This is a genomic window from Streptomyces sp. SS7 (assembly GCF_037993025.1).
GTDB lineage: Bacteria > Actinomycetota > Actinomycetes > Streptomycetales > Streptomycetaceae > Streptomyces.
Map to the genome: position 1 here is coordinate 6,285,624 of NZ_CP141223.1, position 26,422 is coordinate 6,312,045.

22 protein-coding genes and 1 pseudogene are annotated in these 26,422 nt (G+C 72.8%); 13 read left to right on the top strand and 10 right to left on the bottom strand.

Annotation, left to right across the window (positions count from 1 at the left end; genetic code table 11):
• Positions 1-62: 62 nt before the first annotated feature.
• Together U5640_RS29075 and U5640_RS29080 are read right to left on the bottom strand one after the other, a co-directional pair.
• On the bottom strand, positions 63-263 hold the full coding sequence (locus U5640_RS29075) for a MerR family DNA-binding transcriptional regulator (RefSeq protein ID WP_340378959.1): 201 nt from the start codon (positions 261-263) through the stop codon (positions 63-65).
• 274 nt (positions 264-537) lie between these two features.
• Positions 538-1,464: a sugar phosphate isomerase/epimerase gene (locus U5640_RS29080; RefSeq protein ID WP_340378961.1), complete on the bottom strand. Its 927-nt coding sequence runs from the start codon at positions 1,462-1,464 to the stop codon at positions 538-540.
• A 155-nt stretch (positions 1,465-1,619) separates the two neighbouring features.
• Here U5640_RS29080 and iolC point away from each other — a divergent pair, with 155 nt between their 5' ends.
• The 10 genes and pseudogenes from iolC to U5640_RS29130 all read left to right on the top strand — a co-directional run bounded on the left by iolC (position 1,620) and on the right by U5640_RS29130 (position 15,482).
• Positions 1,620-2,570 carry a 5-dehydro-2-deoxygluconokinase gene (iolC, locus tag U5640_RS29085; RefSeq protein WP_340378963.1) on the top strand — a complete coding sequence of 317 codons (951 nt, stop codon included), beginning with the start codon at positions 1,620-1,622 and terminating at the stop codon, positions 2,568-2,570.
• A complete protein-coding gene (locus tag U5640_RS29090) occupies positions 2,567-3,448 on the top strand; it encodes a deoxyribose-phosphate aldolase (protein WP_340378965.1) in 882 nt (293 codons plus the stop codon). Before iolC ends, U5640_RS29090 begins: the two co-directional genes overlap by 4 nt.
• Positions 3,449-3,455: 7 nt before the next feature.
• Positions 3,456-4,271: a 5-deoxy-glucuronate isomerase gene (gene iolB, locus U5640_RS29095; RefSeq protein WP_340378967.1), complete on the top strand. Its 816-nt coding sequence runs from the start codon at positions 3,456-3,458 to the stop codon at positions 4,269-4,271.
• Entirely contained in the window at positions 4,268-6,145 is a 1,878-nt protein-coding gene (iolD, locus tag U5640_RS29100; protein WP_340378969.1) for a 3D-(3,5/4)-trihydroxycyclohexane-1,2-dione acylhydrolase (decyclizing), read from the top strand. Before iolB ends, iolD begins: the two co-directional genes overlap by 4 nt.
• A 14-nt stretch (positions 6,146-6,159) precedes the next feature.
• Complete coding sequence (gene mmsA / locus U5640_RS29105) at positions 6,160-7,662, top strand: CoA-acylating methylmalonate-semialdehyde dehydrogenase (RefSeq protein WP_340378971.1); 1,503 nt, start codon at positions 6,160-6,162, stop codon at positions 7,660-7,662.
• A 228-nt stretch (positions 7,663-7,890) separates the two neighbouring features.
• A complete protein-coding gene (locus U5640_RS29110; protein WP_340378973.1) occupies positions 7,891-9,297 on the top strand; it encodes an APC family permease in 1,407 nt (468 codons plus the stop codon).
• Positions 9,298-9,428: 131 nt separating this feature from the next.
• Positions 9,429-12,068, top strand: a complete 2,640-nt coding sequence (locus tag U5640_RS29115; protein WP_340378975.1) for an alpha/beta fold hydrolase — start codon at positions 9,429-9,431, stop codon at positions 12,066-12,068.
• On the top strand, positions 12,065-12,919 hold the full coding sequence (locus U5640_RS29120; protein WP_340378977.1) for an ABC transporter permease: 855 nt from the start codon (positions 12,065-12,067) through the stop codon (positions 12,917-12,919). The genes U5640_RS29115 and U5640_RS29120 overlap by 4 nt, the downstream gene beginning before the upstream one ends.
• Positions 12,920-13,018: 99 nt before the next feature.
• Positions 13,019-13,297, top strand: a pseudogene (locus U5640_RS29125) (von Willebrand factor type A domain-containing protein); the annotation flags it as partial.
• A 265-nt stretch (positions 13,298-13,562) separates the two neighbouring features.
• Positions 13,563-15,482, top strand: a complete 1,920-nt coding sequence (locus tag U5640_RS29130) for an AMP-binding protein (protein WP_340378979.1) — start codon at positions 13,563-13,565, stop codon at positions 15,480-15,482.
• Between the two features lie 64 nt (positions 15,483-15,546).
• Here U5640_RS29130 and U5640_RS29135 read toward each other — a convergent pair whose 3' ends face one another.
• A complete protein-coding gene (locus U5640_RS29135; RefSeq protein WP_340378981.1) occupies positions 15,547-15,948 on the bottom strand; it encodes a rodlin in 402 nt (133 codons plus the stop codon).
• A 196-nt stretch (positions 15,949-16,144) separates the two neighbouring features.
• Positions 16,145-16,549: a rodlin gene (locus tag U5640_RS29140; protein ID WP_340378983.1), complete on the bottom strand. Its 405-nt coding sequence runs from the start codon at positions 16,547-16,549 to the stop codon at positions 16,145-16,147.
• Positions 16,550-16,864: 315 nt separating this feature from the next.
• Between U5640_RS29140 and U5640_RS29145 the strand changes: the two genes are divergently transcribed.
• Both U5640_RS29145 and U5640_RS29150 read left to right on the top strand, forming a co-directional pair.
• Positions 16,865-17,092 carry a chaplin gene (locus U5640_RS29145; RefSeq protein ID WP_340378984.1) on the top strand — a complete coding sequence of 76 codons (228 nt, stop codon included), beginning with the start codon at positions 16,865-16,867 and terminating at the stop codon, positions 17,090-17,092.
• Between the two features lie 107 nt (positions 17,093-17,199).
• Positions 17,200-18,150, top strand: coding sequence for a hypothetical protein (locus tag U5640_RS29150; protein WP_340378986.1), 951 nt, complete (start codon positions 17,200-17,202; stop codon positions 18,148-18,150).
• A 64-nt stretch (positions 18,151-18,214) separates the two neighbouring features.
• Here the strand turns inward: U5640_RS29150 and U5640_RS29155 are convergent, their stop codons facing one another.
• The gene (locus tag U5640_RS29155) at positions 18,215-19,501 is read right to left on the bottom strand and encodes an ATP-grasp domain-containing protein (RefSeq protein WP_340378988.1); all 1,287 of its coding nucleotides are present in this window, start codon (positions 19,499-19,501) and stop codon (positions 18,215-18,217) included.
• Between the two features lie 152 nt (positions 19,502-19,653).
• Between U5640_RS29155 and U5640_RS29160 the strand changes: the two genes are divergently transcribed.
• The gene (locus U5640_RS29160) at positions 19,654-21,033 is read left to right on the top strand and encodes a glycosyl hydrolase (RefSeq protein WP_340378990.1); all 1,380 of its coding nucleotides are present in this window, start codon (positions 19,654-19,656) and stop codon (positions 21,031-21,033) included.
• 25 nt (positions 21,034-21,058) lie between these two features.
• Here U5640_RS29160 and U5640_RS29165 read toward each other — a convergent pair whose 3' ends face one another.
• From U5640_RS29165 to murJ, 5 genes are all read right to left on the bottom strand, one after another.
• Positions 21,059-22,147: a GNAT family N-acetyltransferase gene (locus U5640_RS29165; protein WP_340385403.1), complete on the bottom strand. Its 1,089-nt coding sequence runs from the start codon at positions 22,145-22,147 to the stop codon at positions 21,059-21,061.
• Between the two features lie 71 nt (positions 22,148-22,218).
• Positions 22,219-22,869, bottom strand: coding sequence for a lipopolysaccharide biosynthesis protein (locus tag U5640_RS29170; protein ID WP_340378992.1), 651 nt, complete (start codon positions 22,867-22,869; stop codon positions 22,219-22,221).
• Complete coding sequence (locus U5640_RS29175; protein WP_340378994.1) at positions 22,866-24,035, bottom strand: glycosyltransferase; 1,170 nt, start codon at positions 24,033-24,035, stop codon at positions 22,866-22,868. Before U5640_RS29175 ends, U5640_RS29170 begins: the two co-directional genes overlap by 4 nt.
• Positions 24,032-24,766 (bottom strand): polysaccharide deacetylase family protein, encoded by a 735-nt coding sequence (locus U5640_RS29180; protein WP_340378996.1) that lies wholly within the window; start codon positions 24,764-24,766, stop codon positions 24,032-24,034. The genes U5640_RS29175 and U5640_RS29180 overlap by 4 nt, the downstream gene beginning before the upstream one ends.
• Positions 24,753-26,264: a murein biosynthesis integral membrane protein MurJ gene (murJ, locus tag U5640_RS29185; protein ID WP_340378998.1), complete on the bottom strand. Its 1,512-nt coding sequence runs from the start codon at positions 26,262-26,264 to the stop codon at positions 24,753-24,755. The genes U5640_RS29180 and murJ overlap by 14 nt, the downstream gene beginning before the upstream one ends.
• Positions 26,265-26,422 lie beyond the last annotated feature (158 nt).

Here is a 26,422-nt window from a genome sequence, read left to right on the forward strand (position 1 = left end):
ACGGAACGGAACGGTACGACGAGGGCAGGGCGGACGGGGGGAGGGGACGGGGGGGTGTGAGGTCAGTCGGATCTGCGGCCGCGGTTGCCCGGCCGGGCGGCGGCCCAGTCCTGGACGGTGGCGGCGAACCAGTAGGGCTTACCGCCGTCGACGCGGTCGGGCGGGGGGAGGAGTCCGTGCTTGCGGTAGGACCGTACGGTGTCCGGCTGCACCTTGATGTGCGCCGCGATCTCCTTGTAGGACCAGAGCCTTCGGTCGGTCATGCGTTGCACCTCCCTGCGCGCGCGGGGGTGGCGGCCGGGAGGCCGCCAGGGGGAGCCCGGCGCTGCGCTGGCGATCATCAAGCCTGTGCCCGGCGAACGACGCAGAGTGACCGGGTGAACGCAGATGTCGTCCGTGCGTGACCAAAAACCCGCGTAGGCGGGACATGGGTGACAGGGAGGGGCCATTTGTGACGAAGGTGGTGCGAAGGTACCGGAGAGACGCGTGGGAGTGGCGCGTTGACAAGCCCGCTCCGACCCGCACACCACCTACGGCCTACGCCCCGCACGACCTCAGGAACGCCCGGGTCCGCTGAGCGATCGGCAGCGGCTTGTCCTGCTCGCAGGGGTACATGTCCTGCTCCACGATCGCGAACAGGTCCACGTCCAGCTTGCTCGCCGCCTCCAGGACGGGTCCGAGCGCCGGCACGCCCGCGGGCGGCTCGCACATCACGCCCTGGGCCACGGCCGGCCCGAACGGCGTTCCCTTGGCCTTCACGTCGGCGAGGATCTCCGGGTCCACCTGCTTGAGGTGGAGGTACCCGATCCGCGACCCGTACGTCTCGATCAGCTTCACGCTGTCGCCGCCGCAGTAGGCGTAGTGCCCGGTGTCCAGGCACAGCGACACGAGGTCGGAGTCGGTGCCGTCCAGGAAGCGGACGACGTTCTCCTCGCTGTCGATGTGGGTGTCGGCGTGCGGGTGGACGACGATCTGGAGCCCGTACCGCTCCCGCACCTCCTTGCCGAGCCGCTCGGTCAGCGTGGTGAGGTTGCGCCACTGCTCGGGGGTGAGGGTGTCGGACTCCAGCACCTCGCCGGTCTTGTCGTCCCGCCAGAAGGACGGGATGACGACGAGGTGCTTCGCCCCCATGGCCTGGGCGAGCACCGCGTTGTCCGCGACGTGCGCCCAGGTCTTCTCCCACACGGCCTCGCCGTGGTGGAGGCCGGTGAAGACCGTGCCGGCGGACACCTTCAGACCGCGCTTGGCGGTCTCCTCGGTGAGCACGGCCGGGTCGGTCGGCAGGTAGCCGTAGGGGCCGAGTTCGATCCACTCGTAGCCGGACTGCGCGACCTCGTCGAGGAAGCGCTGCCAGGGGACCTGTACGGGGTCGTCCGGGAACCAGACGCCCCAGCTGTCGGGGGCCGATCCGATCCGGATGCGGGAGAGTGAGGTCTGCGGGGGCTGAGGTGACAACGACGTCATGGGCGCCAGCCTGCGGGCTCTCCCCAGGGGTGTCAAGGCCTGGTCCGAATGTCTGGACAAACTATTGACAGGGTGCCCGGAGCCGGACTACAAAGCCGTGGAGAGCCGACACGGGACCGATCCCGACGGGACCGGACCGACACGAAGGGAACTCGATGGCGTACGACCTGATCACCATGGGGCGGATCGGGGTGGACCTCTATCCGCTGCAGACGGGTGTGCCGCTCCCGCAGGTCACGTCCTTCGGGAAGTTCCTCGGCGGCTCGGCGTCCAACGTCGCGGTCGCCGCGGCCCGCCTCGGCCGGTCCACCGCCGTGATCACCCGCACGGGCGACGACCCCTTCGGCACCTACCTCCACGAGGCCCTGCGCGGCTTCGGCGTCGACGACCGCTATGTCACGCCGGTGCCGGGCCTGCAGACGCCGGTCACGTTCTGCGAGGTTTTCCCGCCGGACGACTTCCCGCTGTACTTCTACCGCCGGCCCAAGGCCCCGGACCTGGAGATCGACGCCCACGAGCTGGACCTCGACGCCATCCGTGCGGCCGGCATCTTCTGGATCACCGGCACCGGCCTGAGCGAGGAGCCCAGCCGCACCGCGACCCTCGCCGCCCTCGCGCACCGCGCCAAGGCCGGCATCACGGTCTTCGACCTCGACTGGCGCCCGATGTTCTGGACCGACCCGGACGCGGCCCGCCCGTTCTACGCCGAGGCCCTCAAGCACACCACCGTCGCGGTCGGCAACCTCGACGAGGTGGAGGTCGCCACCGGCGTCCGCGAACCGCGGGCCGCCGCCCAGGCGCTGCTGGACGCGGGCGTCGAGCTCGCCGTCGTCAAGCAGGGCCCCAAGGGGGTCCTCGCCGTCCACCGCAGCGGTGAGTCCGCCGAGGTCCCGCCGCTGCCGGTGGACGTCCTCAACGGCCTCGGCGCGGGCGACGCCTTCGGCGGCTCCCTGTGCCACGGTCTGCTCGCCGACTGGGACCTGGAGCAGATCATGCGCCACGCCAACGCGGCCGGCGCGATCGTCGCCTCCCGGCTGGAGTGCTCCTCCGCGATGCCGACCGGCGACGAGATCGAGGCCGCGGTCGAGGCGGGGGCCGTCCTGTGACCGTCGACATCTCCGAGATCGTCCGGCTGCGCGCCGAGCGGCCCGAGGCGATCGCCGAGGCCGCCGCCCGCCGCCCCCGCCGCCCGCTGCTGGGCGACAACGGCCGACTGATGATCGTCGCCGCCGACCACCCCGCCCGGGGCGCGCTCGGCGTCGGCGGCGACAAGCTGGCCATGGCCAACCGCGCCGACCTGCTGGAACGCCTGATGCTGGCGCTGTCGCGGCCCGGCGTGGACGGGGTCCTCGCCACCGCCGACATCCTGGACGACCTGCTGCTGCTCGGCGCCCTCGACGGCAAGGTCGTCATGGGCTCGATGAACCGCGGCGGCCTCCAGGGCTCGGTGTTCGAGCTCGACGACCGCTTCACCGGCCACCGCGCCGAGGACATCGAGCGGCTGAACTTCGACGCCGGCAAACTGCTCCTGCGGATCGACTACGACGACCCGGGCTCCCTGACCACCATGGAGACCACGGCCCGGGCCGTCGACGACATGGCGGCCCGCAGACTGCCCCTGTTCGTCGAGCCGTTCCTCAGCCGGCGCACCCCCGGGGGCAAGGTGCAGAACGACCTCTCCGCCGAGGCGGTCACCAAGTCGATCGCCATCGCCTCCGGCCTGGGCGGCAGCTCCGCCTACACCTGGCTGAAGGTCCCGGTCACCGCCAACCCCGACGACATGGCCCAGGTCATGGAGACCTCCACCCTCCCCGCCGTCCTGCTGGGCGGCGAGGTCGGCGACGACCAGGACGGGGCGTACGAGAAGTGGCGCGGAGCGCTGCAACTCCCCACCGTCCGGGGCCTGGTGGTCGGCCGCTCGCTGCTGTACCCGGCGGACGGGAAGGTCGCCGCCGCCGTGGACACCGCCGTAGGACTGCTGTGAGGGCCGCATGACGAACGACAGCCTGTACGTACCGCGCGGCACCACCGCCGACGCCGACCACGTCCTCGACATCGACCCGAAGCGGGCCGGCTGGACCTACAGCAGTCTGAGGATCATCGAGCTCGCCCCGGGCGGCAGCCACACCCTCACCACCGGTGAGAGCGAGTGGATCGTGCTTCCGCTCGAAGGCGGATGTACCGTGCAAACAGACGAGAACGAGTTCCAACTCCTGGGCAGGGAAAGCGTGTTCGCGTCGGTCTCCGACTTCGCGTACGTTCCCCGCGACGCCCGGGTCACGATCGCCTCCGGCGCGGGAGGCCGCTTCGCCCTGGCAGGAGCGAAGTGCGAGCGACAACTCCCCGCCCGCTACGGCCCCGCGCCGGAGGTCCCCGTCGAAGAGCGCGGCAGCGGCACCCAGTTGCGCCATGTGCGCAACTTCGCCTCCGCCGACGCCTTCGACTGCGACAAGCTGATCGCCGTCGAGGTGATCACCCCCGGCGGCAACTGGTCCTCGTACCCGCCGCACAAGCACGACGAGCACCGGCCGGGCGAGGAGGCCGAGCTCGAGGAGATCTACTACTTCGAGATCGACGGCCCGCACGGCTTCGGCTACCAGCGCGTGTCCCCCTCCCGAGAGGGCGGCTCCGACGTGCTCGCCGAGGTCCGTTCCGGTGACGCCGTCCTCGTCCCCGACGGCTGGCACGGCCCGTCGATCGCCCAGCCCGGCCACGCCATGTACTACCTGAACGTCATGGCGGGCCCCGGAGAGAACCGCGAGTGGCGGATCTGCTTCCACCCGGACCACACGGAGGGTTACCGATGACCATCAGGCTCACAGTGGCCCAGGCCCTGGTGCGCTTCCTCGCCGCCCAGTACACCGAACGCGACGGCGAGCGGCAGCGGCTGATCAGCGCCACCTGGGGCATCTTCGGGCACGGCAACGTGGCCGGCCTCGGCCAGGCACTGATCGAGTACGGCGACGACATGCCGTTCCACCAGGGCCGCAACGAACAGTCCATGGTGCACGCGGCCGTCGGCTACGCCCGCCAGTCGAACCGGCTCTCCACGCACGCCGTGACGACGTCCATCGGCCCCGGCGCGACCAACCTGGTCACCGGCGCCGCACTGGCCACCGTCAACCACCTCCCGGTCCTGCTGCTGCCCGGCGACATCTTCGCCACCCGCGTCGCCGACCCGGTGCTCCAGCAGCTGGAGGTGCCGTACGCGGGCGATGTGTCGGTCAACGACTCGCTGCGCCCGGTCTCCAAGTACTTCGACCGCGTCACCCGCCCGGAGGCGCTGATCCCGGCCGCCCTCCAGGCCATGCGGGTCCTCACCGACCCCGTGGAGACGGGCGCGGTCACCCTCGCGCTGCCGCAGGACGTGCAGGCCGAGGCGTACGACTGGCCGGAGGAGTTCTTCGCCGAGCGCACCTGGGTGGTCCGGCGCCCGGGTGCCGACCCGACCGAACTCGCCGAGGCCGTCCGGGCGATCCGCGCGGCGCAGCGCCCCCTGATCGTCGCGGGCGGCGGTGTCCACCACAGCCGCGCCGAGGAGGCCCTCGCCGAGTTCGCCGAGACCACCGGCATCCCGGTCTCCTCCACCCAGGCCGGCAAGGGCTCCCTGCCCTACGACCACCCCCAGGACGTGGGCGGCGTCGGCCACACCGGCACCGCCACCGCCGACGAACTGGCCCGCACCGCGGACCTGATCATCGGCGTCGGCACCCGCTACACCGACTTCACCACCGCCTCCCACACCCTGTTCCAGGGCGAGGGGGTGCGCTTCCTCAACCTCAACATCGCCGCCTACGACGGCCACAAGCTCGCCGGGCAGCCGCTCATCGCGGACGCGAGCAGCGGCCTGGCGGAGCTGACGGCGGCCCTGCGCACGCACGCCCACCGGGTCGCGGACGCGTACGTCACCGAGTACACCGAGGACAAGGAGCGCTGGGAGCAGCGCGTCGACGCCTGCTACGAGGCCGAGGAGCCCGACGCCCGCCCCACCCAGCCGCAGGTCCTCGGCGCGCTCGACGCCCTCGCCGACGAGTCCGACGTGATCATCAACGCGGCCGGTTCGCTCCCCGGCGACCTGCACAAGCTGTGGCGGGCCCGCTCCCGGGACCAGTACCACCTGGAGTACGGCTTCTCCTGCATGGGGTACGAGATCCCGGCGGCCATCGGAGTGAAGATGGCCGCGCCCGAGCGCAACGTCTGGGCGCTGGTCGGCGACGGCACGTATCTGATGATGCCGACGGAGATCGTGACGGCCGTGCAGGAGGGGATCGCGATCAAGATCCTGCTCGTGCAGAACCACGGCTACGCCTCGATCGGCGGGCTCTCGGAGTCCGTCGGCGGTGAGCGGTTCGGCACCGCCTACCGCTTCACCTCGGAGGACGGCACCTTCACGGGCGCGCCGCTCCCCGTCGACCTGGCCGCCAACGTGGCGAGTCTGGGGATGCGCGTGCTGCGCGCGAAAACCGTCCGTGAGCTGCGCGAGGCCCTCGCCGAGGCACGCGCCGCCGACACTCCCACTTGTGTCTACGTGGAGACCGAAACGGCCGACACTGTGTCGGGCCCGCCGCCCGCGCAGGCCTGGTGGGATGTACCTGTCGCCGAGACCGCGACCCGATCGTCCGCGGTGAAGGCACGAGAGCTGTACGAACGGCACGTCTCCACCCGACGCCGCCATCTGTGAAGGAGTACTCGGTCATGACGAAGATCGTCAACCACTGGATCGGCGGCAAGACCGTCGAAGGCGCGTCGGGCACGTTCGGTCCGGTCACGGACCCGGCGACCGGCGCGGTCACCACCAAGGTCGCGTTCGCGACGGTGGACGAGGTCGACGCGGCGGTGCAGACCGCCAAGGAGGCCTTCGTGAGCTGGGGCCAGTCCTCGCTGGCCAAGCGCACGGAGATCCTCTTCCGCTTCCGCGCGCTGCTGGACGCCAACCGTGACGCCATCGCCGAGCTGATCACCGCCGAGCACGGCAAGGTGCACAGCGACGCGCTCGGCGAGGTGGCCCGCGGCCTGGAGATCGTGGACCTCGCCTGCGGCATCAACGTGCAGCTGAAGGGCGAGCTGTCCACCCAGGTGGCGAGCCGGGTGGACGTCTCCTCCCTCCGCCAGCCGCTGGGTGTGGTCGCCGGCATCACGCCGTTCAACTTCCCGGCGATGGTCCCGATGTGGATGTTCCCGATCGCCATCGCGACCGGCAACACCTTCGTGCTGAAGCCGTCCGAGAAGGACCCCTCGGCCTCGGTCAAGCTCGCCGAGCTGCTGTCGGAGGCCGGGCTGCCGGACGGCGTGTTCAACGTCGTCCACGGCGACAAGGTGGCGGTGGACCGCCTCCTGGAGCACCCGGACGTCAAGGCCGTCTCCTTCGTCGGCTCGACCCCGATCGCCCGCTACATCCACACCACGGCCTCGGCGAACGGCAAGCGCGTCCAGGCCCTGGGCGGCGCCAAGAACCACATGCTGGTCCTGCCGGACGCCGACCTGGACGCCGCGGCGGACGCCGCCGTGAGCGCGGCCTACGGCTCCGCGGGCGAGCGCTGCATGGCGATCTCGGCCGTGGTCGCGGTCGGCGCGATCGGCGACGAGCTGGTGGAGAAGATCCGCGAGCGCGCCGAGAAGATCAAGATCGGCCCCGGCAACGACCCGACCTCGGAGATGGGCCCGCTCATCACCGCCGTCCACCGCGACAAGGTGGCGTCCTACGTCACCGGCGCGGCCGCGGAGGGCGCCGAGGTGGTCCTCGACGGCACCGGCTACACGGTCGACGGCTACGAGGACGGCCACTGGATCGGCATCTCGCTCCTCGACAAGGTCCCGACGACCGCGAAGGCCTACCAGGACGAGATCTTCGGCCCCGTGCTGTGCGTCCTGCGCGTGGACTCCTACGACGAGGGCGTGGCGCTGATCAACAGCTCCCCGTTCGGCAACGGCACCGCGATCTTCACCCGGGACGGCGGCGCGGCCCGCCGCTTCCAGATGGAGATCGAGGCCGGCATGGTCGGCGTGAACGTCCCGATCCCGGTCCCCGTCGGCTACCACAGCTTCGGCGGCTGGAAGGACTCGCTCTTCGGCGACCACCACATCTACGGCAACGACGGCACGCACTTCTACACCCGCGGCAAGGTCGTCACCACCCGCTGGCCGGACCCGGCGGACGCCCCGTCCGGCGTGGACCTGGGCTTCCCGCGCAACCACTGACGCAGGGACAGGGGCCGTCCGCAGAGCGGACGGCCCCGTTTTTTTGGCGCTCCCGTCCTACGGTTCCCGTACGGCCGGATGAGGCGAGTTCCCGCACAGGTCTGCCGTATCCGGGGTCGAAAGTCGATTTGATCTACGGATTTCGTAGGTAAACGGCTATTGACGCACTGGTTTTCGTTGGGATTCCATGCAGCACACTCTGCTGCTCCCCGGCGATCGGAACCGCGCATGACCGACACGCTCCGCCCCGTCGACACCGCCGTCGGCACCGCCGTCGACGCGCCCCACGGCGCTCAGAAGCTCAAGCGCTCCATCGGCGTGGTGGGCGGAACACTGCTGACCCTCTCGTGCGTGACCCCCGCCTCCACCCTCTTCGTCGTCGTCCCGGACCTGTTCGGCTCGCTCGGCACCGCGACCGCCCTCACGATCGCGATCGGCTCGCTGCTCTGTATCGCCGTGGCGTTCTGCTACTCGGAGCTGGGCACCCTCATCCCCAGCGCGGGCGGCGAGTACGCCATGGTCTCCACGCTCGCCGGACGCCTCGCCGGCTGGCTCGTCTTCGTGCTCTCCCTGCTGGTCGTGATGATCGTCCCGCCGGTGATCGCGATGGGCACCGCCGACTACCTCGCCCCGATCGTCCACCTCGACCCCGCCCTCGCGGGCGCCGGCGTCATGCTGCTCGCCACCCTCGCCGGGCTGCTGGACCTGCGCGCCAACGCCTGGATCACCGGCGTCTTCCTGGTCCTGGAGGTCATCGCCGCGGCCGTCGTGGCTGTCCTGGGCTTCACGCACGGCCACCGCGGCCCCGGCAGCCTGGTCTCGATGCAGGTCGCGGACGCCCACGGCGGCACCGACACCGTCACCGCGATGCTGGTCGTCTCCGGCCTCGCCATCGCCCTCTTCGTCACCCAGGGCTTCTCCACCGCCGTCTACCTCTCCGAGGAACTGGAGCACCCGCGCCGCAACGTCGCCCGCACCGTCCTCGCCACCCTCGCCATCTCCTCGGTGATCATCCTGGTCCCGGTCGTCGCCATCACCTTCGGCGCCTCCGACCTCTCCGAACTCACCGGCGGCGACATCGGCTCCATGGTCACCGCCTGGTCGAACTCCGCCGTCGGCACCTTCGTCAGCCTCTGCGTGGCCCTGGCGATCATCAACGCCGGCATCGTCATGGTCATCCAGAACTCCCGCGTCCTGTTCGCCTCCGCCCGTGACCAGGCCTGGCCCGGACCGGTCAACCACGTCCTCGCCAAGCTCGGCCGCTTCGGCTCCCCCTGGGTCGCCACCCTCGCCGTCGGCGTCCCCGGAGCCGCCCTGTGCTTCGTGAACCTCGACACCCTCTACGGCGTCACCGGCGTCTCCGTGACCGGCATGTACCTGCTCGTCGCGGTCGCCGCCCTGCTCTCCCGCCGCGGCCACCACCGCCACACCCCCGCCTGGCGCATGCCCCTGTGGCCCGCCGTGCCGGTCCTGCTGATCGCCGTACTCGCCTACATCCTCACCCAGCAGGAGACGGGCTACCTCCTGTGGACCGGCGGCATCACCGCCGCCGCCACCCTCTACTGGGCCCTTTACCTGCGCCCCCGCCCGGACACCCGCTGGCTGGTCACCCTGCCCGAGGACGCGCAGGCCTGACACCGCGCCCGATACCGCGCCCGATACCGCGCCTGGTGTACGCACGAGCGCTCACGTACGCCCCTGGTAGGGCGGGCAGTTCGGCCTCCGGTCGACAACCCCCCGACAGGTTGACCCCGTACCGTTGAAGCATGGATCTTCGACTGCCCGGTCTGCGAGGACCACGGCGGCCGCGACGGCTCCTCGCCGCCGCGGCCTCCGTCGTCGTACTCGCCGGTGCCGGCACGTGGACGGCCGTCGCCGACGACGACGACCGCCCCGCGGTGCACCACAGCGATCAGGTGATGTCCGTGGACGGCGTCCGCCTGGACACCTCCTACTTCACCTCGGGCGCCTCGGGCCGCCGCCCCGCCGTCCTCCTCGGCCACGGCTTCGGCGGCACCAAGGACGGCGTACGGCAGCAGGCCGAGGACCTCGCCCGCGCCGGGTACGCGGTCCTGACCTGGTCGGCGCGCGGCTTCGGCAAGTCCACCGGCAGGATCGGGCTGAACGACCCCAAGGGCGAGGTCGCCGACGTCTCGAAGCTGATCGACTGGCTCGCCGGCCGGCCCGAGGTGGAGCTGGACAAGAAGGGCGACCCGCGCGTCGGCCTCGCCGGCGCCTCCTACGGCGGCGCGGTCTCCCTCCTCGCCGCCGGCTACGACGACCGGGTCGACGCCATCGCCCCCTCGATCACCTACTGGAACCTCGCGGACGCCCTGTTCCCCGACGGCGTGTTCAAGAAGCTGTGGGCCGGCATCTTCGTCAACAGCGGCGGCGGCTGCGACAATTTCGAGCCCGCGCTGTGCGCGATGTACCAGCGGGTCGCCGAGTCCGGCACCCCCGACGCCGCCGCCCGCGCGCTCCTCGACGCCCGCTCGCCGTCCGCCGTCGCCGACCGCATCAAGGTCCCCACCCTCCTCGTGCAGGGCCAGGCCGACTCCCTCTTCACCCTCGCCCAGGCGGACGCCGCCGAGAAGGCCATCAAGGCCAACGGCGCCCCCGTGGACGTCGACTGGATCGCCGGCGGCCACGACGGCGGCAACATGGAGAGCAGCCGCGTCCAGGCCCGCGTCACCGCCTGGTTCGACCGCTACCTCAAGGACGACAAGAACGCCGACACCGGGCCCGCCTTCCGGGTCACCCGCACCGGAGGCGTCGACTCCACCGACGGCACCGTCCCGCTGCGCGGCGCGAGCGGCGACAGCTACCCCGGCCTGGAGAACGACCCCCGGGCCATCGCCCTCACCGGCCGCGAACAGTCCTTCGAGAACCCCGCCGGCGCCGGCCCGCCCGCCATCTCCGCCCTGCCCGGCCTCGGCGGCTCCGGCCTCGGCCAGCTCTCCGCGTTCGGCGTCGGCGTCTCCCTCGACTTCCCCGGCCAGTACGCCGCCTTCGACTCCGCGCCCGTCACCCGCGCCCTGCGGATCACCGGCTCCCCGACCGTCACCGTCCATGTGAAGTCCACCAGCGACACCGCCGTCCTCTTCGGCAAGGTGTACGACGTCGGCCCCGACGGCAGCCGGCAACTCCCCTCCCAGCTCGTCGCGCCGATCCGGGTCGACGGCGCCAGGGCCGGCAAGGACGTCACGCTCACCCTCCCGGCGATCGACCACGACATCGAGGAGGGCCACCGGCTGAGCCTGGTCCTCGCCTCCACCGACCTCGGCTACGCCTCCCCGGCCGCCCCGGCGACGTACACGGTCTCCCTCAGGAGCGAGCTGCGCGTTCCCACGGCCCCCGGCGTCACGACCGCCGCAGCCCCGCTCCCCTCCTGGGTGTGGTGGCTGCCCCTCGCGGGCGCGGGCCTCGCCCTGCTGCTCCTGCTGACCGGCCGCCGCCGCACCGCGATGCCGGCCCCCGATCCGGAGCTGGCCGAGGTCCCGCTGCAGATCGCCGGCCTGAGCAAGAAGTACGCGGGCGGCGACCGCTACAGCGTCCGCGAAGTCTCCTTCCAGGTGGAGAAGGGCCAGGTGCTGGGCCTCCTCGGCCCCAACGGCGCCGGCAAGACGACCACCCTGCGCATGCTGATGGGCCTCATCACGCCCGACGAGGGCGAGATCCGAGTCTTCGGCCACGCCGTCCGCCCCGGCGCCCCCGTCCTCTCCCGGGTCGGCTCCTTCGTCGAGGGCGCGGGCTTCCTGCCGCACCTCACCGGCCGGGAGAACCTCGACCTGTACTGGAAGGCCACCGGCCGCCCCGCCGAGGACGCCCACCTGGAGGAGGCCCTGCAGATCGCCGGCCTCGGCGACGCCCTGGCCCGCGCCGTCCGGACGTACTCCCAGGGCATGCGCCAGCGCCTGGCGATCGCCCAGGCCATGCTGGGCCTGCCCGACCTGCTGATCCTCGACGAACCGACCAACGGACTCGACCCGCCGCAGATCCGCGAGATGCGCGAGGTCATGATCCGGTACGCGGCCGCCGGACGCACGGTGATCGTCTCCAGCCATCTGCTGGCGGAGGTCGAACAGTCCTGCACCCACCTCGTGGTCATGGACCGCGGCCGGCTCGTCCAGGCCGGCCCGGTCGGCGCGATCGTCGGCTCCGGCGACACCCTCCTGGTCGGCACCGCCGCCCCGGTGGAGGAGCCCGTCCTGGAGAAGGTGGCGGCCCTGCCCGGCATCGCCTCCGCGGACCGCACCGACGAGGGCCTGCTCGTACGTCTCGACGCCGACGGCAGCGCCCAGCGCCTGGTCGCCGAACTCGTCCGGCTGGACGTGCCCGTGCAGTCGGTCGGCCCGCACCGCCGCCTGGAGGACGCCTTCCTCACCCTGATCGGAGGTTCCGCATGAGCACGCTCACCGAGGTCGCCTCCGGCTACCGGCCCGGCCGCACCCTGCCGCTGCGCGTCGAACTGGCCCGCCAGTTCAAGCGCCGCCGCACGATCGTCATGGGCGGCATCCTCGCCGCCCTGCCGTTCGTGCTGCTGATCGCGTTCGCCGTCGGCGGCGAGCCCGGCGGCCGCAACAACGCGGTGACCCTGATGGACACCGCGACCGCGTCCGCCGGCAACTTCGCCGCCGTCAACCTGTTCGTGTCGGCGGGCTTCCTGCTGGTCATCCCGGTCGCCCTGTTCTGCGGGGACACGGTCGCCTCCGAGGCCGGCTGGTCCTCCCTGCGCTATCTGCTCGCCGCACCCGTGCCCCGGGCCCGGCTGCTGTGGTCCAAGCTCGTCGTCGGTCTCGCGCTCAGCCTGGCCGCGATGATCCTGCTGCCGGTCGTCGCCCTCGCCGTCGGCACCGCCGCCTACGGCTGGGGGCCGCTGGAACTGCCCACCGGAGGCACCCTCGACGCGGTCACGGCGGCGCAGCGCCTGGTGGTCGTCGTCGGCTACCTCTTCGTCTCCCAGCTCGTCACCGCCGGGCTCGCGTTCTGGCTGTCGACCCGGACCGACGCCGCCCTCGGCGCGGTCGGCGGCGCGGTCGGACTGACCATCATCGGCAACGTCCTGGACGCCGTCACCGCCCTCGGCGACTGGCGGGACTTCCTCCCCGCCCACTGGCAGTTCGCCTGGGCCGACGCCGTCCAGCCCACCCCCGAGTGGTCCGGCATGCTCCAGGGCACAGCCGTCTCCGTGACCTACGCGCTCATCCTGTTCGCCCTGGCCTTCCGGGGGTTCGCCCGCAAGGACATCGTGTCCTGAGACCGGTTCGCAACCGGTCCGCAACCTCCCGTACCGCACGTTCCGGCCCCCTGTCCCGTCACCGTCACACACGCTCGACGGACACAGGGGGCCCGGCACATGAGAACCCATCGGACACCCGGACTGGTCGCCCTCACGGCGGTCACCGCACTCCTCCTCACCGGGTGCGGCGCCGACGACCCCGCCGCGAGCAAGGCCTCCGACGGCTCGGCCCACCGCAGCGACGTCCTCCCGGCACCGGACGCACCCGCCACCGAGGTGGACGGCGACGAGACCGCTCCCGACCACCTCTCCACCTTCGCCCTCGACGTCGACACCGCCTCCTACGGCTACGCCCGCCGCACCCTCGACGAGGGTGAGCTGCCCGACGCCCCCTCCCTCACCGAACTGGCCGCACGCGCACACGACTTGGCCGACCGCACGGAGGACCGCGACGTACGGGGCCTCGCCGAGGCCATCGACCGGGCGGACCGGATCGGCGACCTGGACCGCGGGCGTTGAATTTTCCTTACCTACGGGTAAGTTGACCCACCAGAACAAGCCACCCGTACAAGCCACCCGTACGGGCCCAGTACAAGCCATCAGTACAAGCCATCAGTACGGGCCCCACACCTGCCAGCCGCACCACGACCCGGGAGCCGTCATGGGCGTACGCAAGGATCTGAAGCGGGCGAAGAGACGCACCGACCTCGCCTCCCGCACCCGCGTCGCGGTGATCCGTGACGCCTCCGGTGTCGTCCGCGAGGCCCGCTCCGCGCCCTTGGTGGAGCCGCCCACCACGGGCAGCATCGCAGACCTGCCGTTCACCAACGCCGCCGAGGACCCCGGCGCGGTGGTGCTGCGCCGCAGACACGGTGACGACTGGCGGCCGGTGGCCGCCACCGTCTTCGCCGCCGAGGTCACCGATGTGGCGAAGGGGCTGATCGCCCAGGGCCTCGAACCGGGCGGCCGGGTCGCGATCATGTCCCGCACGCGTTACGAGTGGACCCTCCTGGACTTCGCCGTCTGGGCGGCCGGCGGAGTGACCGTGCCGGTCTACGCCACCTCCTCCGCCGATCAGGTCGACTGGATCGTCCGCGACTCCGGTGCCACGCTCGTCGTCGTGGAGAACGCCGAGAACGCGGCGACGGTCACCACCGGCACGGCCCGCCACCCCCGGCCCCCGCGCATCCTCGAACTCGACGCGGACGCCGTCGGCACCCTCACCGCCCTCGGCCGGGACCTCCCCGACGACGAGGTCACCAAGCGCCGCGCCGGCCTCGCCCCGGACACCACCGCCACCCTCTGCTACACCTCCGGCACCACCGGCCGCCCCAAGGGCTGCGTCCTCACCCACGCCAACCTGCACGCCGAGGCCGCCAACCTGCTCGAACTGCTCCACCCGATCTTCAAGGAGGTCACCGGCGAGACCGCCTCCACTCTCCTGTTCCTGCCCCTCGCCCACATCATGGGCCGCACCCTGCAGATCGCCTGCCTCATGGCCCGTATCGAGACCGGCCACTTCCCCAGCGTCAAACCCGACGAACTGCGGCCCGCGCTCAAGGAGTTCCGGCCCACGTTCCTGGTGGGCGTGCCCTATCTCTTCGAGCGCATCCACGACGCCGGCCGCGCCACCGCCGAGAGGATCGGCCGCGGCGCCTCCTTCGACCGTGCCGAACGCGTCGCCGTGCGCTTCGCGGAGGCGTACCTGCGGAAGTTCCTCGGCCGCGGCAAGGGCCCCGGGCCCGGCCTCTACGCCGCCTGGGCCCTGTACGACCTGCTGGTCTACCGCCGGATCCGGAACGAACTCGGCGGTCGGATGCGCTACGCCATCAGCGGCGGCTCCCCGCTGGACCGCACCCTGAGCCTGTTCTTCTACGCCGCCGGCATCATCGTCTACGAGGGCTACGGCCTCACCGAGACCACCGCCGCCGCCACGCTCGTCCCCCCGCTCGCGCCCCGGCCCGGCACGGTCGGCCGGCCCGTCCCCGGCACCGCCGTCCGCATCGCCGACGACGGGGAGATCCTGATCAAGGGCGGGGTCGTCTTCCCCGCCTACTGGAACAACCCGGCCGCCACCGCCGAGGTCCTCACCGACGACTGGTTCACCACCGGTGACCTCGGCGCCCTCGACGAGGACGGCTATCTCACCATCACCGGCCGCAAGAAGGACCTGCTGGTCACCTCCGGCGGCAAGAACGTCTCCCCGGCCGTCCTGGAGGACCGGCTGCGCAGCCGCACCCCGGTCGGCCAGTGCCTGGTGGTCGGCGACAACCGTGCCTTCGTCGGCGCCCTGATCACCCTCGACCCCGACGCGGTCGCCCACTGGCTGTCGGTCCGGGGACTGCCCGCCGGCACCCCGCTCGCCGAACTCGCCCGCGACCCCCGGATGCGTGCCGAGGTCCAACGCGCCGTCGACTACGCCAACGAGGCGGTCTCCCGCGCCGAGTCGATCCGGGCCTTCACCCTGATCGACGGCGAGTTCAGCGAGGCCAACGGCCTGCTCACCCCGTCCCTGAAGGTGAAGCGGCACGCGGTGACCGAGAAGTACGCGCAGGAGATAGAGGACCTGTACCGCAAGTGAGGCACGCGAACGGCGGGCCACCGGAGAACCGGTGACCCGCCGAGGCGGTACGTCAGGCCGAAGCTCAGCCGTTCTGGACGCCGTTGCCCGAGAGGAGCGCGAGGTCGTCCAGGACGTGCGAGAGCGGGTCGTCGCCGTCCACCTGGGTGGAGTTCTCGACGCACTGCTGGTTGTTCGACGACGACAGGATCGGGGAGTCCTGAAGCGCGAGGCCGGCAGGGGTGACAATGGTGTTGGCCTTGGTCGGCAGGGCGAGGCAGGGCTTGTTCAGCGAACCCTGGATCAGCGAGAGCTGCGGGCTCATGTCGCCGAACGTTGCCGAGTTGCCGAACTCCTGCGAGGCACCGTTGCCGCTGGCGGACGTCGGGCCGTGGTCGTCGCCGATGGCCAGGGCCTGGGGAGCGGAGACGGCCGCGAGACCTGCCAGGGACGCGGCGACAGCCGCGGTTGCCCACAGCTTCTTCATGTTCATTCCCTTCGAAAAGCGGGCTCCGGGGGAGGAGCTGCGTGATCGTCAACGCGCCGACCCGGCCGTAGGTTGCGTACGTTGCCCCGATTGGAGCAGCGCATGGAGTGCCGCGATCGCGCGCTCCTCACCCGCATGACGAAACAGCGGGTCGCCGATGATCGGCGACCCGCTGTGGAGCTCGGGGAGGCGTGGCTCAGCCGTTGGCCGCGCCGTTGCCCGAGAGGAGCGCGAGGTCGTCCAGGAGGTGCGAGAGCGGGTCGTCGCCGTCCACCTGGGTGGAGTTCTCGACGCACTGCTGGTTGTTCGACGACGACAGGATCGGGACGTCCTGAAGCGCGAGGCCGGCAGGGGTGACAATGCTGTTGGCCTTGGTCGGCAGGGCGACGCACGGCTTGTTGAGGGAACCCTGGATGAGCGCCATCTGCGGGCTCATGTTGCCGAAGGTGGCCGAGTTCCCGAAAGACTGGTGGGCTCCGTTGCCGCTGGCGGACGTCGGGCCGCTGTCGTTGCCGAGGGCCAGTGCCGGAACTGCGGCGGCGGCGGAGGCGCCGACGACGGAGGCGGCAACCGCGGCGGTGGCCAGAAGCTTCTTGATCACTTGCTAGTCCCTTCAGGAGAAGCCCCGTCCATCGGAGCGCTCTGACCAACTGCGCAGGCCGTGTTTGGTTGTCCCCCTTCACTCGGATAGCCCATTGCCGCCGAATTGGAAAGACGTGAAGCCCTGCCGAGAATGCGGGGCCGTCCGGCTTTTATATGAAGACATTCGAGTGAATAGCACGATCATATGCGTTCACCGCTTTCCCTCGCCGTCAATCTCTCGTGTGCAGCCTGCGGGTCATGGTGCGAGCCCATCCGACTGCGCTCGCTCGGTTCCGACCGTCAACGAGGCATGGCCGCAGAGAAGGGAAATTTCATGAAGAAGAGTGCCGCTGTCGTCGCGGGCCTGGTGCTGGCCCTGGGCGCCGCCACTCCGGCGTTCGCCGACAACGAGACCACCGGTGTCGCCTTCAACTCGCCGGGCTTCCTGTCCGGGAACGTGATCCAGAACCCGATCGACGTGAACGCCAACATCTGCGGCAACTCGATCGGTGGGCTCGGGCTCCTGAACCCGGCCTTCGGCAACCACTGCAGCATCGGCTGACGCCACGCCACCCCAGCCCTGTGGCTGGGCCGAGGCCGGTCCCGGGACAGCTTCCACGCGTTCCGGGGCCGGCTTTTCCCACTTCTTCGAGCAGGAAGACAATGAGAGTGCGACAGACCCTGAGAAAGGGGATGGTCGCGGCCGCCGCCGCGACGAGCATCCTGTACCTGTGCGGAGGCACCGCCGTCGCGGACACGCACGAGGACGGTACGGCCACGAGTGCGCCGGGCGTGGTGTCGAGCAGCCCCGACGCGCCCCAGGCGGCCGACCCCACGAGCCACACCCACGAGACGTCGTCGTCCGGCGACCAGGAAGCCGCCCACGGAGGCTACGGCGACGAGGACTCCGACTACGGCAGCTCCGAGAAGCCGGGCCATGAGAAGCCGGGCCATGAGAAGCCGGGGCACGGGAAGCCCGGTCATGAGAAGCCCGGTTACGAGAAGCCGGGGCATGAGAAGCCCGGTTACGAGAAGCCCGGGCACGACAAGCCCGGTTACAGCGGTGACGAGAGCCCGAGCCAGGGCGGTCACGAGAAGCCGGATCACGAGAAGCCGGGGCACGACAAGCCTGGGCACGACAAGCCTGGGCACGACAAGCCTGGGCACGACAAGCCCGGTTACGACAAGCCCGGTTACGGCGGTGACGAGAGCCCGAGCCAGGGCGGTCACGAGAAGCCGGATCACGGCAAGCCGAGCCACGAGAAGCCCGGCCACGGTGACCACGGCAAGCCCGGCCACGGCAAGCCCAGTCACGACTCCGGCTACGGCGACCACGGCAACGGCGGCTCCGGCTACGGCCAGGGCCACGACGACGACAGCCACGGCACGCACCCCCCGCACACCAAGCCCCCGCACACCAAGCCCCCGTACACGCCCCCACCGACCCACACCCACCCCCCGCACACCACCCCGCCGGAGCACACCTACCCGCCCCACAAGCCGCCGGAGCTGTCCCACACCGGCAGTGAGGCGATGCTGGCGGCCACCGGTGTCAGCGCCGCGCTGATCGCGGGCGGCGCCGTCCTGTACCGGCGAGGCCGGACCGCCTCCCGCCGGTGACCGCGCCGGGTGCCGGACGCCCCGCGCGCCCGGCACCCGCGCCGCACGGAGCCCCGTACACCCGTCAGCGGCTGCCCGCCTTCTCCTCGTCCGCCTGTTCCGCGGAGGACGGCGGCCCGGCCGGAGGCACGCGGCCGAGCAGCGCGGCCGTGCGGGGGCCCGGCGGGCCGGAGCGGGGGATGCGGTCCCGCAGCCGCCGGGTGACATGGGCGCACCACAGCCGCCGCATCGCCCGTCCGGGGGCGGGGTCGTCCCCGGCGTACCAGGCCAGCTCACGGCCGTGCGGGGCCGGACGCAGCGCGGCGAGCGGGGCGTAGTTCTCGACCACGAAGGTCCGCCCCGGCAGCGGCTCCCCGGCCGGCAGCGGCCGGTCGGTCAGATCCAGGTGCTGGGCGCGTACGACGTCCAGTCCGGCGGCGTCGGCGAAGAGCCGGAACTGCGCTCCGGGACGGGGGTTGAAGTCGAGCAGGTGATAGGCACCGGTACGGCCGCACCGGCGGAAGTCCAGGTCGAGGACGCCGCGGTAGCCGAGCGTGTCGACGAGCCGTTCGGCGAGCGTGCCGATGTCAGGGTTCCCGGTCCACTCACCCACCGCCGTCAGTCCGGCCCCGCGCGGCCAGGCGCACAGCTTGCGCCCCGTCCCGCCGCCGTGCAGCGCGCCGCTGCGGTCGGCGTACCCGTGGAAGAACCAGTCCCGGTCCGGGCCCGGCGGCAGGAAGGCCTGGAGCAGCAGCCGGCTGCCGGCCTCCTCGGCGCGCAGATACAGCTCGCGCGCGTCCCGGGCGGAGCGCACGACGACCGTGCTGCGCAGTCCGCTGCCGGCCGGCAGCAGCCAGGGCCGGCTCCACTTCGCCACCAGCGGCAGTCCGAGGCGCCCGGCGGCCCGGGCGGCCTGCTCGGCGCTGTCGGGGACGGCCGTCTCGGGGTGCGGTACGTCGGCCGCGGCGCACAGTGCCGCCAACTCGGCCTTGTCCGCGACCTGTTCGGGCAGCGCGCCGGGCTGCTGCGGCAGTAAGAGGGCGGGCGCCAGTTCCTCGCGCAGCCGGGCCACGGCGACCGCGCCCGCGTCGTCCATGGGAATCAGCACGGCGGGCCGTTCGATGCGGGCGGCCACGCGCAGCAGGGCGGAGGCGATGTCGGCGGGCGCGGCGCCGGGCGGCGGCGGGGGGTGCAGCCGGCGTACGAATCGGGATCTGGCCACGGGGCTTCCCGTCGCTTCGGCGACCACGTGCACCTCGATCCCGGCCCGGCCGAGCGAGCGTACGGCGCCGAGGGTTCCGTGGTGAAAGGGGTTCCGGTCGATCCGCAGCAGTACGGCGGGGACGCGGGGGTCGAGCAGTGACACGGGCATCGCGCTCCTGTGGTGGGGCCGGGTCACCGGTTCGGGCGAGCGAGAGCACTCGAGAGCCGTAACAGCGGTGGCGGCACATCTTTTTGTGTGACTTTCATATGACTACGTATTAGTAGTCCATATTCATCCCCGGCGGGGAGGACGGAGCCGGCATGGCCTCACAGCAGCGACGCGCCCGGTCCCGGCGGCCGGCGCTCGCCGTCGCCACGGCGGCGGCCGCGGTGTCGATGGTCCTGGCGTCCGGCCCCGGACCAGCCGTCGCCGACCCCGCGCCGGTGCCGAGCACGGCACCGGCGCGGACCGATCAGGCGGCACCCCCGCAGGACCTCGGCACCCAGCCGGAACCTCCCACCGCCCCGGCCGCCCAGACCGCGGACACCGCACCCCCCGCCCCGGCCGCGGTGACCACGCCCCCCGACCCGGCGGTCACCGAGTCCGCGTCCCCCGCCTCTCCGTCCCCGCTTCAGCCGACCGCCCCCGCCTCCACCCCTTCGACCGCTCCCGCCCCGGCCCCCACCCCCGCCTTCGGGGCCTACCTCGACTTCGGAGCGCGCGGGGTGGCCCGGATCGCCCAGCTCAGCGCCTGGCTGGGCGGGGCAGAGCTGCGGGTCGGGCACACCTATCTGCCGGGGGACCAGTGGCGGAACATCGAGGGCCCGCCCGGCTTCCTCGACGTGTGGGCGCACTGGCGGCGGGAGAAGGACGACCGGATGCTCGTCCTCAACGTGCCCATGCTGGAACGCAACGAGGAGGGCGTCTCCGACCCCGAGGTCCGCGATCTGCTGCAGCGGGGCGCGGCCGGGGAGTTCGACCACCACTTCCGCGCCCTCGCCGAGCGGCTGGTCGCGCTCGGGGTGCCGGACACCGTGATCGTGCTCGGCTGGGAGATGAACGGCACCACGTACACCCACCGCTGCGGCCCGGACCCGCAGGCCTGGAAGGCGTACTGGAACCGGATCGTCACCGCCGTGCGCGCGGTGCCGGGCCAGCGGTTCCGGTTCGACTTCGCGCCCACCCGCGGCAAGGACGCCGTGCCGTGGACGGAGTGCTATCCCGGGGACGACACGGTCGACATCATCGGCATGGACGCCTACGACCAGCCGAGCGGGCTCTCCTTCGACGAGCAGGTGTCCGAGCCGCTCGGCCTCCAGGAACACGTCGACTTCGCCCGGGCGCACGGCAAGCCCGTCTCGTATCCCGAATGGGGCCTGTTCCGCAACGGCGACAACGCCGAGTACATGCGCCGCATGCTCGACTGGATGGACCGGCACGGAGCCCTCTACAACACGCTGACCGACTACTGCCCGCACGGGGTGTGGCAGTGCCGCAGGAACCCCCGGTCGTCCGCGGTCTACCGCTCCCTGCTGTCCCCCGAGTCCCCTGAACCCCCCGAGTCCCCCGAGACCGGTGGGTCCTCCGCGTCCCCCCAGCGCCGGGACGACTGCACGCCGATCGCGCTCGGGTCCTGGCTGGAGAGCCGGCTCGGCGGCCGGCTCTGTCTGCGGCTCGGCTGGTGGTCGCCCGCCCGCTGACCCCACCCCGGCGGGCGGGTCCCCGTCAGCTCCCCCCGTCACCGGCGCGCCCCTTTCGCCGCTCCCGGCGCAGCAGCAGTTCCTTGCCCCGGCGGCGGGCGGCCACGTCACAGACGACTGCCAGCAGCAGCGGGGCGGTCCGCCGCCGGGCCAGCAGCAGCCGCTGGTTGACGACCGGGTCGGGCCGCCAGTGATGCTTGTACGGCTCGTCGCCGCGCAGCAGGCTCAGCGCGGCCCGCCCCCCGTCCCGGGTGTGCTCGGCGCACGCGTCGAGCAGCATCACCGCCACGTCCGCCTTGCGCTCCCGCAGCCGGGGATGGGCGCCGTAGAGGTACCCGCCCGCCAGCCGGTGCGACAGCAGGGTCAGATCGACGGCGACCACGTCGTCGTCCAGCCGGAACTCGGTGACCACCGCGTTGCCCGAGCGCACCATCGGCCCGACCGAGCGCACCAGATGCTCGCGGAAGCGCGGCCGCAGATGCTCACCGGTCACCTTGCGGCCCTGCCACTGCAACCGGTGCAGGTCCAGGAGCCGGTGCAGCGCCGCGTCCACCTCCTCGGGCCGTACCGCGTGCCGCTGGACGCCGAGCGCGGTCAGCTTGCGCAGCTTGGCCCGCACCCGCTGGGCCTTCGCCGCCGGCAGCCGGGCGACCAGCCCGTCCATGGGCAGGGCCGGCAACTCCAGGCAGAGCGAGTCGCCCACCCGTCGGCGCGGCCCGCGCCAGCGCTCGTAGACCTGCTCGACCGCGCCGCCCGGCCGGACCTCGCGGAAGTCGACGAGGGCCGTGCGGGCGGCCGCCGCGAGGCCTTCGGTGAGCGCGGTGACGGCCCGCTCGCCGTGCCCGTCGTCAACGAGGACGTCGGCGTAGTCGGAGATCGCCCCGCCGAGCGGGACCAGCGAGGGCACCGGGCGGCGGACGGCCGTCAGCGGGGCGACGGCGAGGAGTTCGGCGCCGTCGCGGACCACGAGCAGCCGCAGCCGGCCGGGTGTGCCGTACGACAGCCACCAGGAGTGCAGCCAGGCGTGGCTCTGGAACGGGGTGGCGCTCGCGCACCGCCGGTAGAGGCGGTCCCAGGCGGGTGCGAGCCGGGCGAAGTCCCGCTCCTCGGTGATGAGTTCGGTGACGAGCCCGGTGCTGCGGCCCGTGCCGCGGCCGGCGGCGCGCGCGGCGGTGTACGGCGGTTTCACAGCGCTCCGTGCAGGACGTCGTCCCGCGCGGCCGGGGCCGGTACGGCGGTCGGGGCGCCCGGCGTCTCCCGCTCCCGTCGCGGCCGTACCAGCACCGCCAGCCCGCCGAGCAGCCCGCCCGCGCTCGCCCCCACCAGGGAGGTCAGTGCCGGGGACGGCGAGGACGGGTCGGTGGGCTCGACCGCGCGGGCGAACTGCTGGAGCTCGACGTTGGTGGTCTTCCGGGTGCTCAGCGCGTGCTCGGTCAGCGAGCGGGACACCGCGTTGGCCATGGCGGCGGCCAGCGCGGCGCGCGGGGCGGTGGCCGTGACGGAGACCATCGGCGCGTCCGGCGAGGTCGCCGTCGTCACATGGCGCTGCAGCGTGCGGGCCGGCACGCCCGCCGCCGACTCGGCGTCCCCGAGCACCGCGAGCTGGGTGGCGACCCGCCCGTAGGCCTGTGCGAAGCCCAGCGCGGACGCCGGGTCGGACTTCTCGGTGGGGACGGCGACGACATAGGCGGTGGCCGTGTACTCGGGCGGGGTGAGGGCGCCGTACGCGCCGCCGGCCAGACCGCCGGTGACGACCCCGGCGGCCAGCAGGGACCACGGCGGGAGTGTCCTGGCGCGGCGCAGGGCGGAGGGTCGGCGGCGGTGGTGCTCGGTCATGCGGAACTGACTCCCTGAGAGGTCGGGGAAGCGGCGGAGGAGGCGGGGGGCGGCAGCGGCCGTCCGGTGACGGCGGCCGTGTACACGTCCATGAGCCGGCCGGCGCTGCGGGCGATGTCGTAGCGGTGGGCCGCGTCGGGCGCGGTGCGCGGCCCGGGGGGCGCGGCGCGGGCCTCGGTGAGCGCGCGGACGAACGCCTCGGTGCCGCCGGTGACCCGGTGGGCGCCGGGGGCGGTGAGGCCGTCGAGGGCGGGGCAGGAGGCGTAGCGCACGGGCAGCCCGCAGGCCAGCGCCTCGACCACGGCGAGCCCGAAGGTCTCCTCGGGGGACGGCGAGACGAGCACGTCCATCGCGCAGACCAGGGACGGCAGATCGGGGCCGGGGGTGCCGTCGGGGACGTAGGGGCGTTCGCCGGTGAGCAGGACCCGGTCCCCGACCCCCGTGCGCCGGGCGAGGCGGCGCAGCGGCTCCGCCTCGGGGCCGTCGCCGACCAGCAGCAGCCGGCAGTCGGCGGGGAGCCGGGAGAGGGCCTGGACGGCGATGTCGAAGCGTTTGCCCGCGGTCAGCCGGCCGATGCCGCCGACGACGTACGCGTCCGGCGGCAGGCCGAGCTGCCGGCGCGCCCGCTCGCGGGCGGCCGCGTCGAAGCGGAAGCGGGCCAGGTCGATGCCGTTGGGCACCACCGCGATCCGGGTGTTCGCCACGCCCCAGCCGCGCAGCCTTCCGGCGACGGCGGGGGAGACCGCGACCGTGGCGCGGCCGAGCCGCTCACTGGCGAGATACAGCGCTCGGACCCCGGCGGTCAGCCGACGGCCCTCCAACTGGGTCCCGCCCAGGGAGTGTTCGGTGGCGACGACGGCCCGCACCCCGGCGAGCCGGGCGGCCGGGCGGCCGTAGACGCAGGCCCGGTACAGATGGGTGTGGACGAGGTCGTAGCGGCCGGCGCGGATGATCCGCACCAGGCGGGGCAGCGCCGCCAGGTCGCGGTTGCCGCGCATCCCGAGGTCGACGACCCGGACCCCGTCGGCCCGCAGCCCCTCGGCGACCGCGCCCGGGTTCGTCAGCGTCACGACCTCGCAGTCGGCCGGCAGGTGCGGCAGCAGCAGCCGCAGTTGCTGCTCGGCGCCACCCACGCCGAGGCCCGTGATGACGTGCAGGACCCTCACCGCGTCGCCTCGACCCGGCGGCGGCGCAGCGGATGCAGCCGGTACTTGAGGAAGAGGCGCGCGGAGGTGTCGTTCTGGCCGACGTGGACGCGCGGGAAGGCGTACGGGCCGGTGAGCGGGCCGGGGTCGATCGCGCAGGCGTAGCGGTATCCGGCGTCCCGTACGGCCTCCACGGCCCGCCGGTCGATCGTGCCGTAGGGGTAGCAGAAGCCGGCGGGCGCCGTGCCCAGCAGGCCGGCGAGGGCGTCGCGGCTGCCGGCGGTCTCCGCCTTCAGGGTGAGGTCGTCGGCGCGGGTCAGGTCGAGGTGGGTGAGGCCGTGCGAGCCGATCTCGACGCCCTCGGCGGCGGCCTGCCGGATGCCGTCGGCGGTGAGCAGCGGTCTGCGCGGGCCGAGCGGGTCCCAGGCGTTGTCGCCGCCGAGCCGGCCGGGCAGCACGAACAGGGTGGCCGTGCAGCGGTGGCGGCGCAGGACGGGCAGGGCGTGGGTGAGGAAGTCGGCGTACCCGTCGTCGAAGGTGAGGCCGACGAGCCCGCCGGGGTCGGGCGCGGCGAGCAGTCCGGCCATGGAGACGCCCCTCAGGCCCCGCCGGGCCAGCCAGGCGAGCTGCCGGTCCAGCCGCTCGGGAGTGACGGTGACGCGGTACGGGTCGTCGGCGCGGTCCTCTGTCACCGAGTGGTACATCGCCACCCAGGGGACGGAGCTGCGTCTGGTGGTGTCAGGAGCGGCCATGGGCGAGCCTCCGGGTCGCGGAACGTACGGTGCGGAGTGCGCGGGCCACGCCCTGGACACCCAGGGCCCGGCCCAGCAGGACGAAGACGGCGGTCACGGTGAGGGCTCCGGCGACGAGCCCGGTGAGGGTGCCCGGACAGCGGGCGGTGACGAGGAGGCCCGCCACGGTCGCGAACAGCGCGGCGAGCACCGGGCGGCCGAGTTCGAGCAGCACGGCCCGGGTGCGCAACGGGACGCTGCGCGGCCCCGTCCCGGCCAGCAGGACCGTCGCGGTGACGGTGATGCCGGCCGCGTTGGCGACGGCGATCCCGTACACCCCCCAGGGGCCGACGGTCAGCGCGCCGACGCCGGACGTCACCACGATCCCCGTGGCCATCGCGCCCACCGGGTACCAGCGGCCGCGGCCGCCCGAGAAGTAGGAGCGGACCAGGACGCCGGTGAGGGTCTGGCCGAGCAGCCCGAGCGCGTACACCCGCATCACGCCGGCCGTGGCCGCGGTGTCCCGTGCGGTGAACGCGCCCCGCTGGAAGAGGATCTCGATGATCTGCGGGGCGCAGGCCACCACGGCGGCGGTGCCCAGCAGCACGATGCACGCGGCCAGCGACAGGTCCCGCTCCACCCGGGTCCGGGCCCGCTCGGTGTCCCCCTCGGCCAGGGCGCGCGCGACCACCGGGAAGGTGACCGTGCAGACCATCACCGACAGGATCATCGGCATCTGCGCGACCTTCTGCGCGTAGTTGAGGTGCGAGATCGCCCCGGCGGGCAGGTTCGAGGCGAGGAACCGCTCGATGAGCACCTGCGACTGCCGGCACAGGGCGAACAGCAGCACGGTGGTCAGCAGCGCGGTGTCCAGCGGCCGGGGCTCCTCCCCGGCGCCCTCCCGGGCCACCGCCCCCTTCCTCAACTGCCGTACCAGCGAAGGGAGTTGTACGAGAACCATGAGTACCCCGCCGACCGCCACCCCGGCCGCCGCCGAGCGCACCCCCCACCGTCCGCCGAGCGCGAACATCCCGCCGACGATGCCGACGTTGTACGCCACGTAGATGGCCGCGGGCGCCACGAACCGCCGGTGCGCGCGCAGCGCGGCGCTGCAGTACCCGGCGAGGCCGAAGCTCACCGCACAGGTCGCGGTGAGCCGGGTGCAGTCCACGGCGAGCGCCGGGTCGGGCAGCCCCGGGGCGAGGACGCCGACCAGGTGCGGGGCGACACCGGCGAGCAGGGCACCGATCGCGACGAACGCCAGCGACAGCCGCGGGAGCGTGCCCGCGACCAGCGCCCGGACCGGATCGCCGGGGGCGCCCTGGGCGCGCCGGGCCAGCGCCATGCTGAACGCGGGGATCAGCGCGAACGCCAGCCCGTCCTCGATCAGCAGGGTGGCCGCGAACTCCGGGACCGTCCAGGCGACGAGGAAGGCGTCCGTGTCGCTGCCCGCCCCGAACAGCCGCGCCAGCGCCTGGTCCCGGACCAGCCCGAGCAGCGACCCGGCGACCGAGAGCACGGCGGTGACGAACGCCGCCCTGGCGAGAAACCCCCCGGAGGCAGGGGGGAGCCCGGCGGACCCACCGCCGCCCGGCTCCGCCCCGCTCTCCAGGGCTCCCCGCGCCGCGGGCAGGACCGCACCGCCACCACCGGACCGGCCTGCCCGCCGGCCCCCCC

Coding starts and splice junctions, on each gene's coding strand:
- U5640_RS29075 (WP_340378959.1), bottom strand. CDS start 263: ATGACCGACCGAAGGCTCTGGTCCTACAAGGAGATCGCGGCGCACATC.
- U5640_RS29080 (WP_340378961.1), bottom strand. CDS start 1,464: ATGACGTCGTTGTCACCTCAGCCCCCGCAGACCTCACTCTCCCGCATC.
- iolC (WP_340378963.1), top strand. CDS start 1,620: ATGGCGTACGACCTGATCACCATGGGGCGGATCGGGGTGGACCTCTAT.
- iolB (WP_340378967.1), top strand. CDS start 3,456: ATGACGAACGACAGCCTGTACGTACCGCGCGGCACCACCGCCGACGCC.
- iolD (WP_340378969.1), top strand. CDS start 4,268: ATGACCATCAGGCTCACAGTGGCCCAGGCCCTGGTGCGCTTCCTCGCC.
- mmsA (WP_340378971.1), top strand. CDS start 6,160: ATGACGAAGATCGTCAACCACTGGATCGGCGGCAAGACCGTCGAAGGC.
- U5640_RS29110 (WP_340378973.1), top strand. CDS start 7,891: ATGACCGACACGCTCCGCCCCGTCGACACCGCCGTCGGCACCGCCGTC.
- U5640_RS29115 (WP_340378975.1), top strand. CDS start 9,429: ATGGATCTTCGACTGCCCGGTCTGCGAGGACCACGGCGGCCGCGACGG.
- U5640_RS29120 (WP_340378977.1), top strand. CDS start 12,065: ATGAGCACGCTCACCGAGGTCGCCTCCGGCTACCGGCCCGGCCGCACC.
- U5640_RS29130 (WP_340378979.1), top strand. CDS start 13,563: ATGGGCGTACGCAAGGATCTGAAGCGGGCGAAGAGACGCACCGACCTC.
- U5640_RS29135 (WP_340378981.1), bottom strand. CDS start 15,948: ATGAAGAAGCTGTGGGCAACCGCGGCTGTCGCCGCGTCCCTGGCAGGT.
- U5640_RS29145 (WP_340378984.1), top strand. CDS start 16,865: ATGAAGAAGAGTGCCGCTGTCGTCGCGGGCCTGGTGCTGGCCCTGGGC.
- U5640_RS29155 (WP_340378988.1), bottom strand. CDS start 19,501: ATGCCCGTGTCACTGCTCGACCCCCGCGTCCCCGCCGTACTGCTGCGG.
- U5640_RS29160 (WP_340378990.1), top strand. CDS start 19,654: ATGGCCTCACAGCAGCGACGCGCCCGGTCCCGGCGGCCGGCGCTCGCC.
- U5640_RS29170 (WP_340378992.1), bottom strand. CDS start 22,869: ATGACCGAGCACCACCGCCGCCGACCCTCCGCCCTGCGCCGCGCCAGG.
- U5640_RS29180 (WP_340378996.1), bottom strand. CDS start 24,766: ATGGCCGCTCCTGACACCACCAGACGCAGCTCCGTCCCCTGGGTGGCG.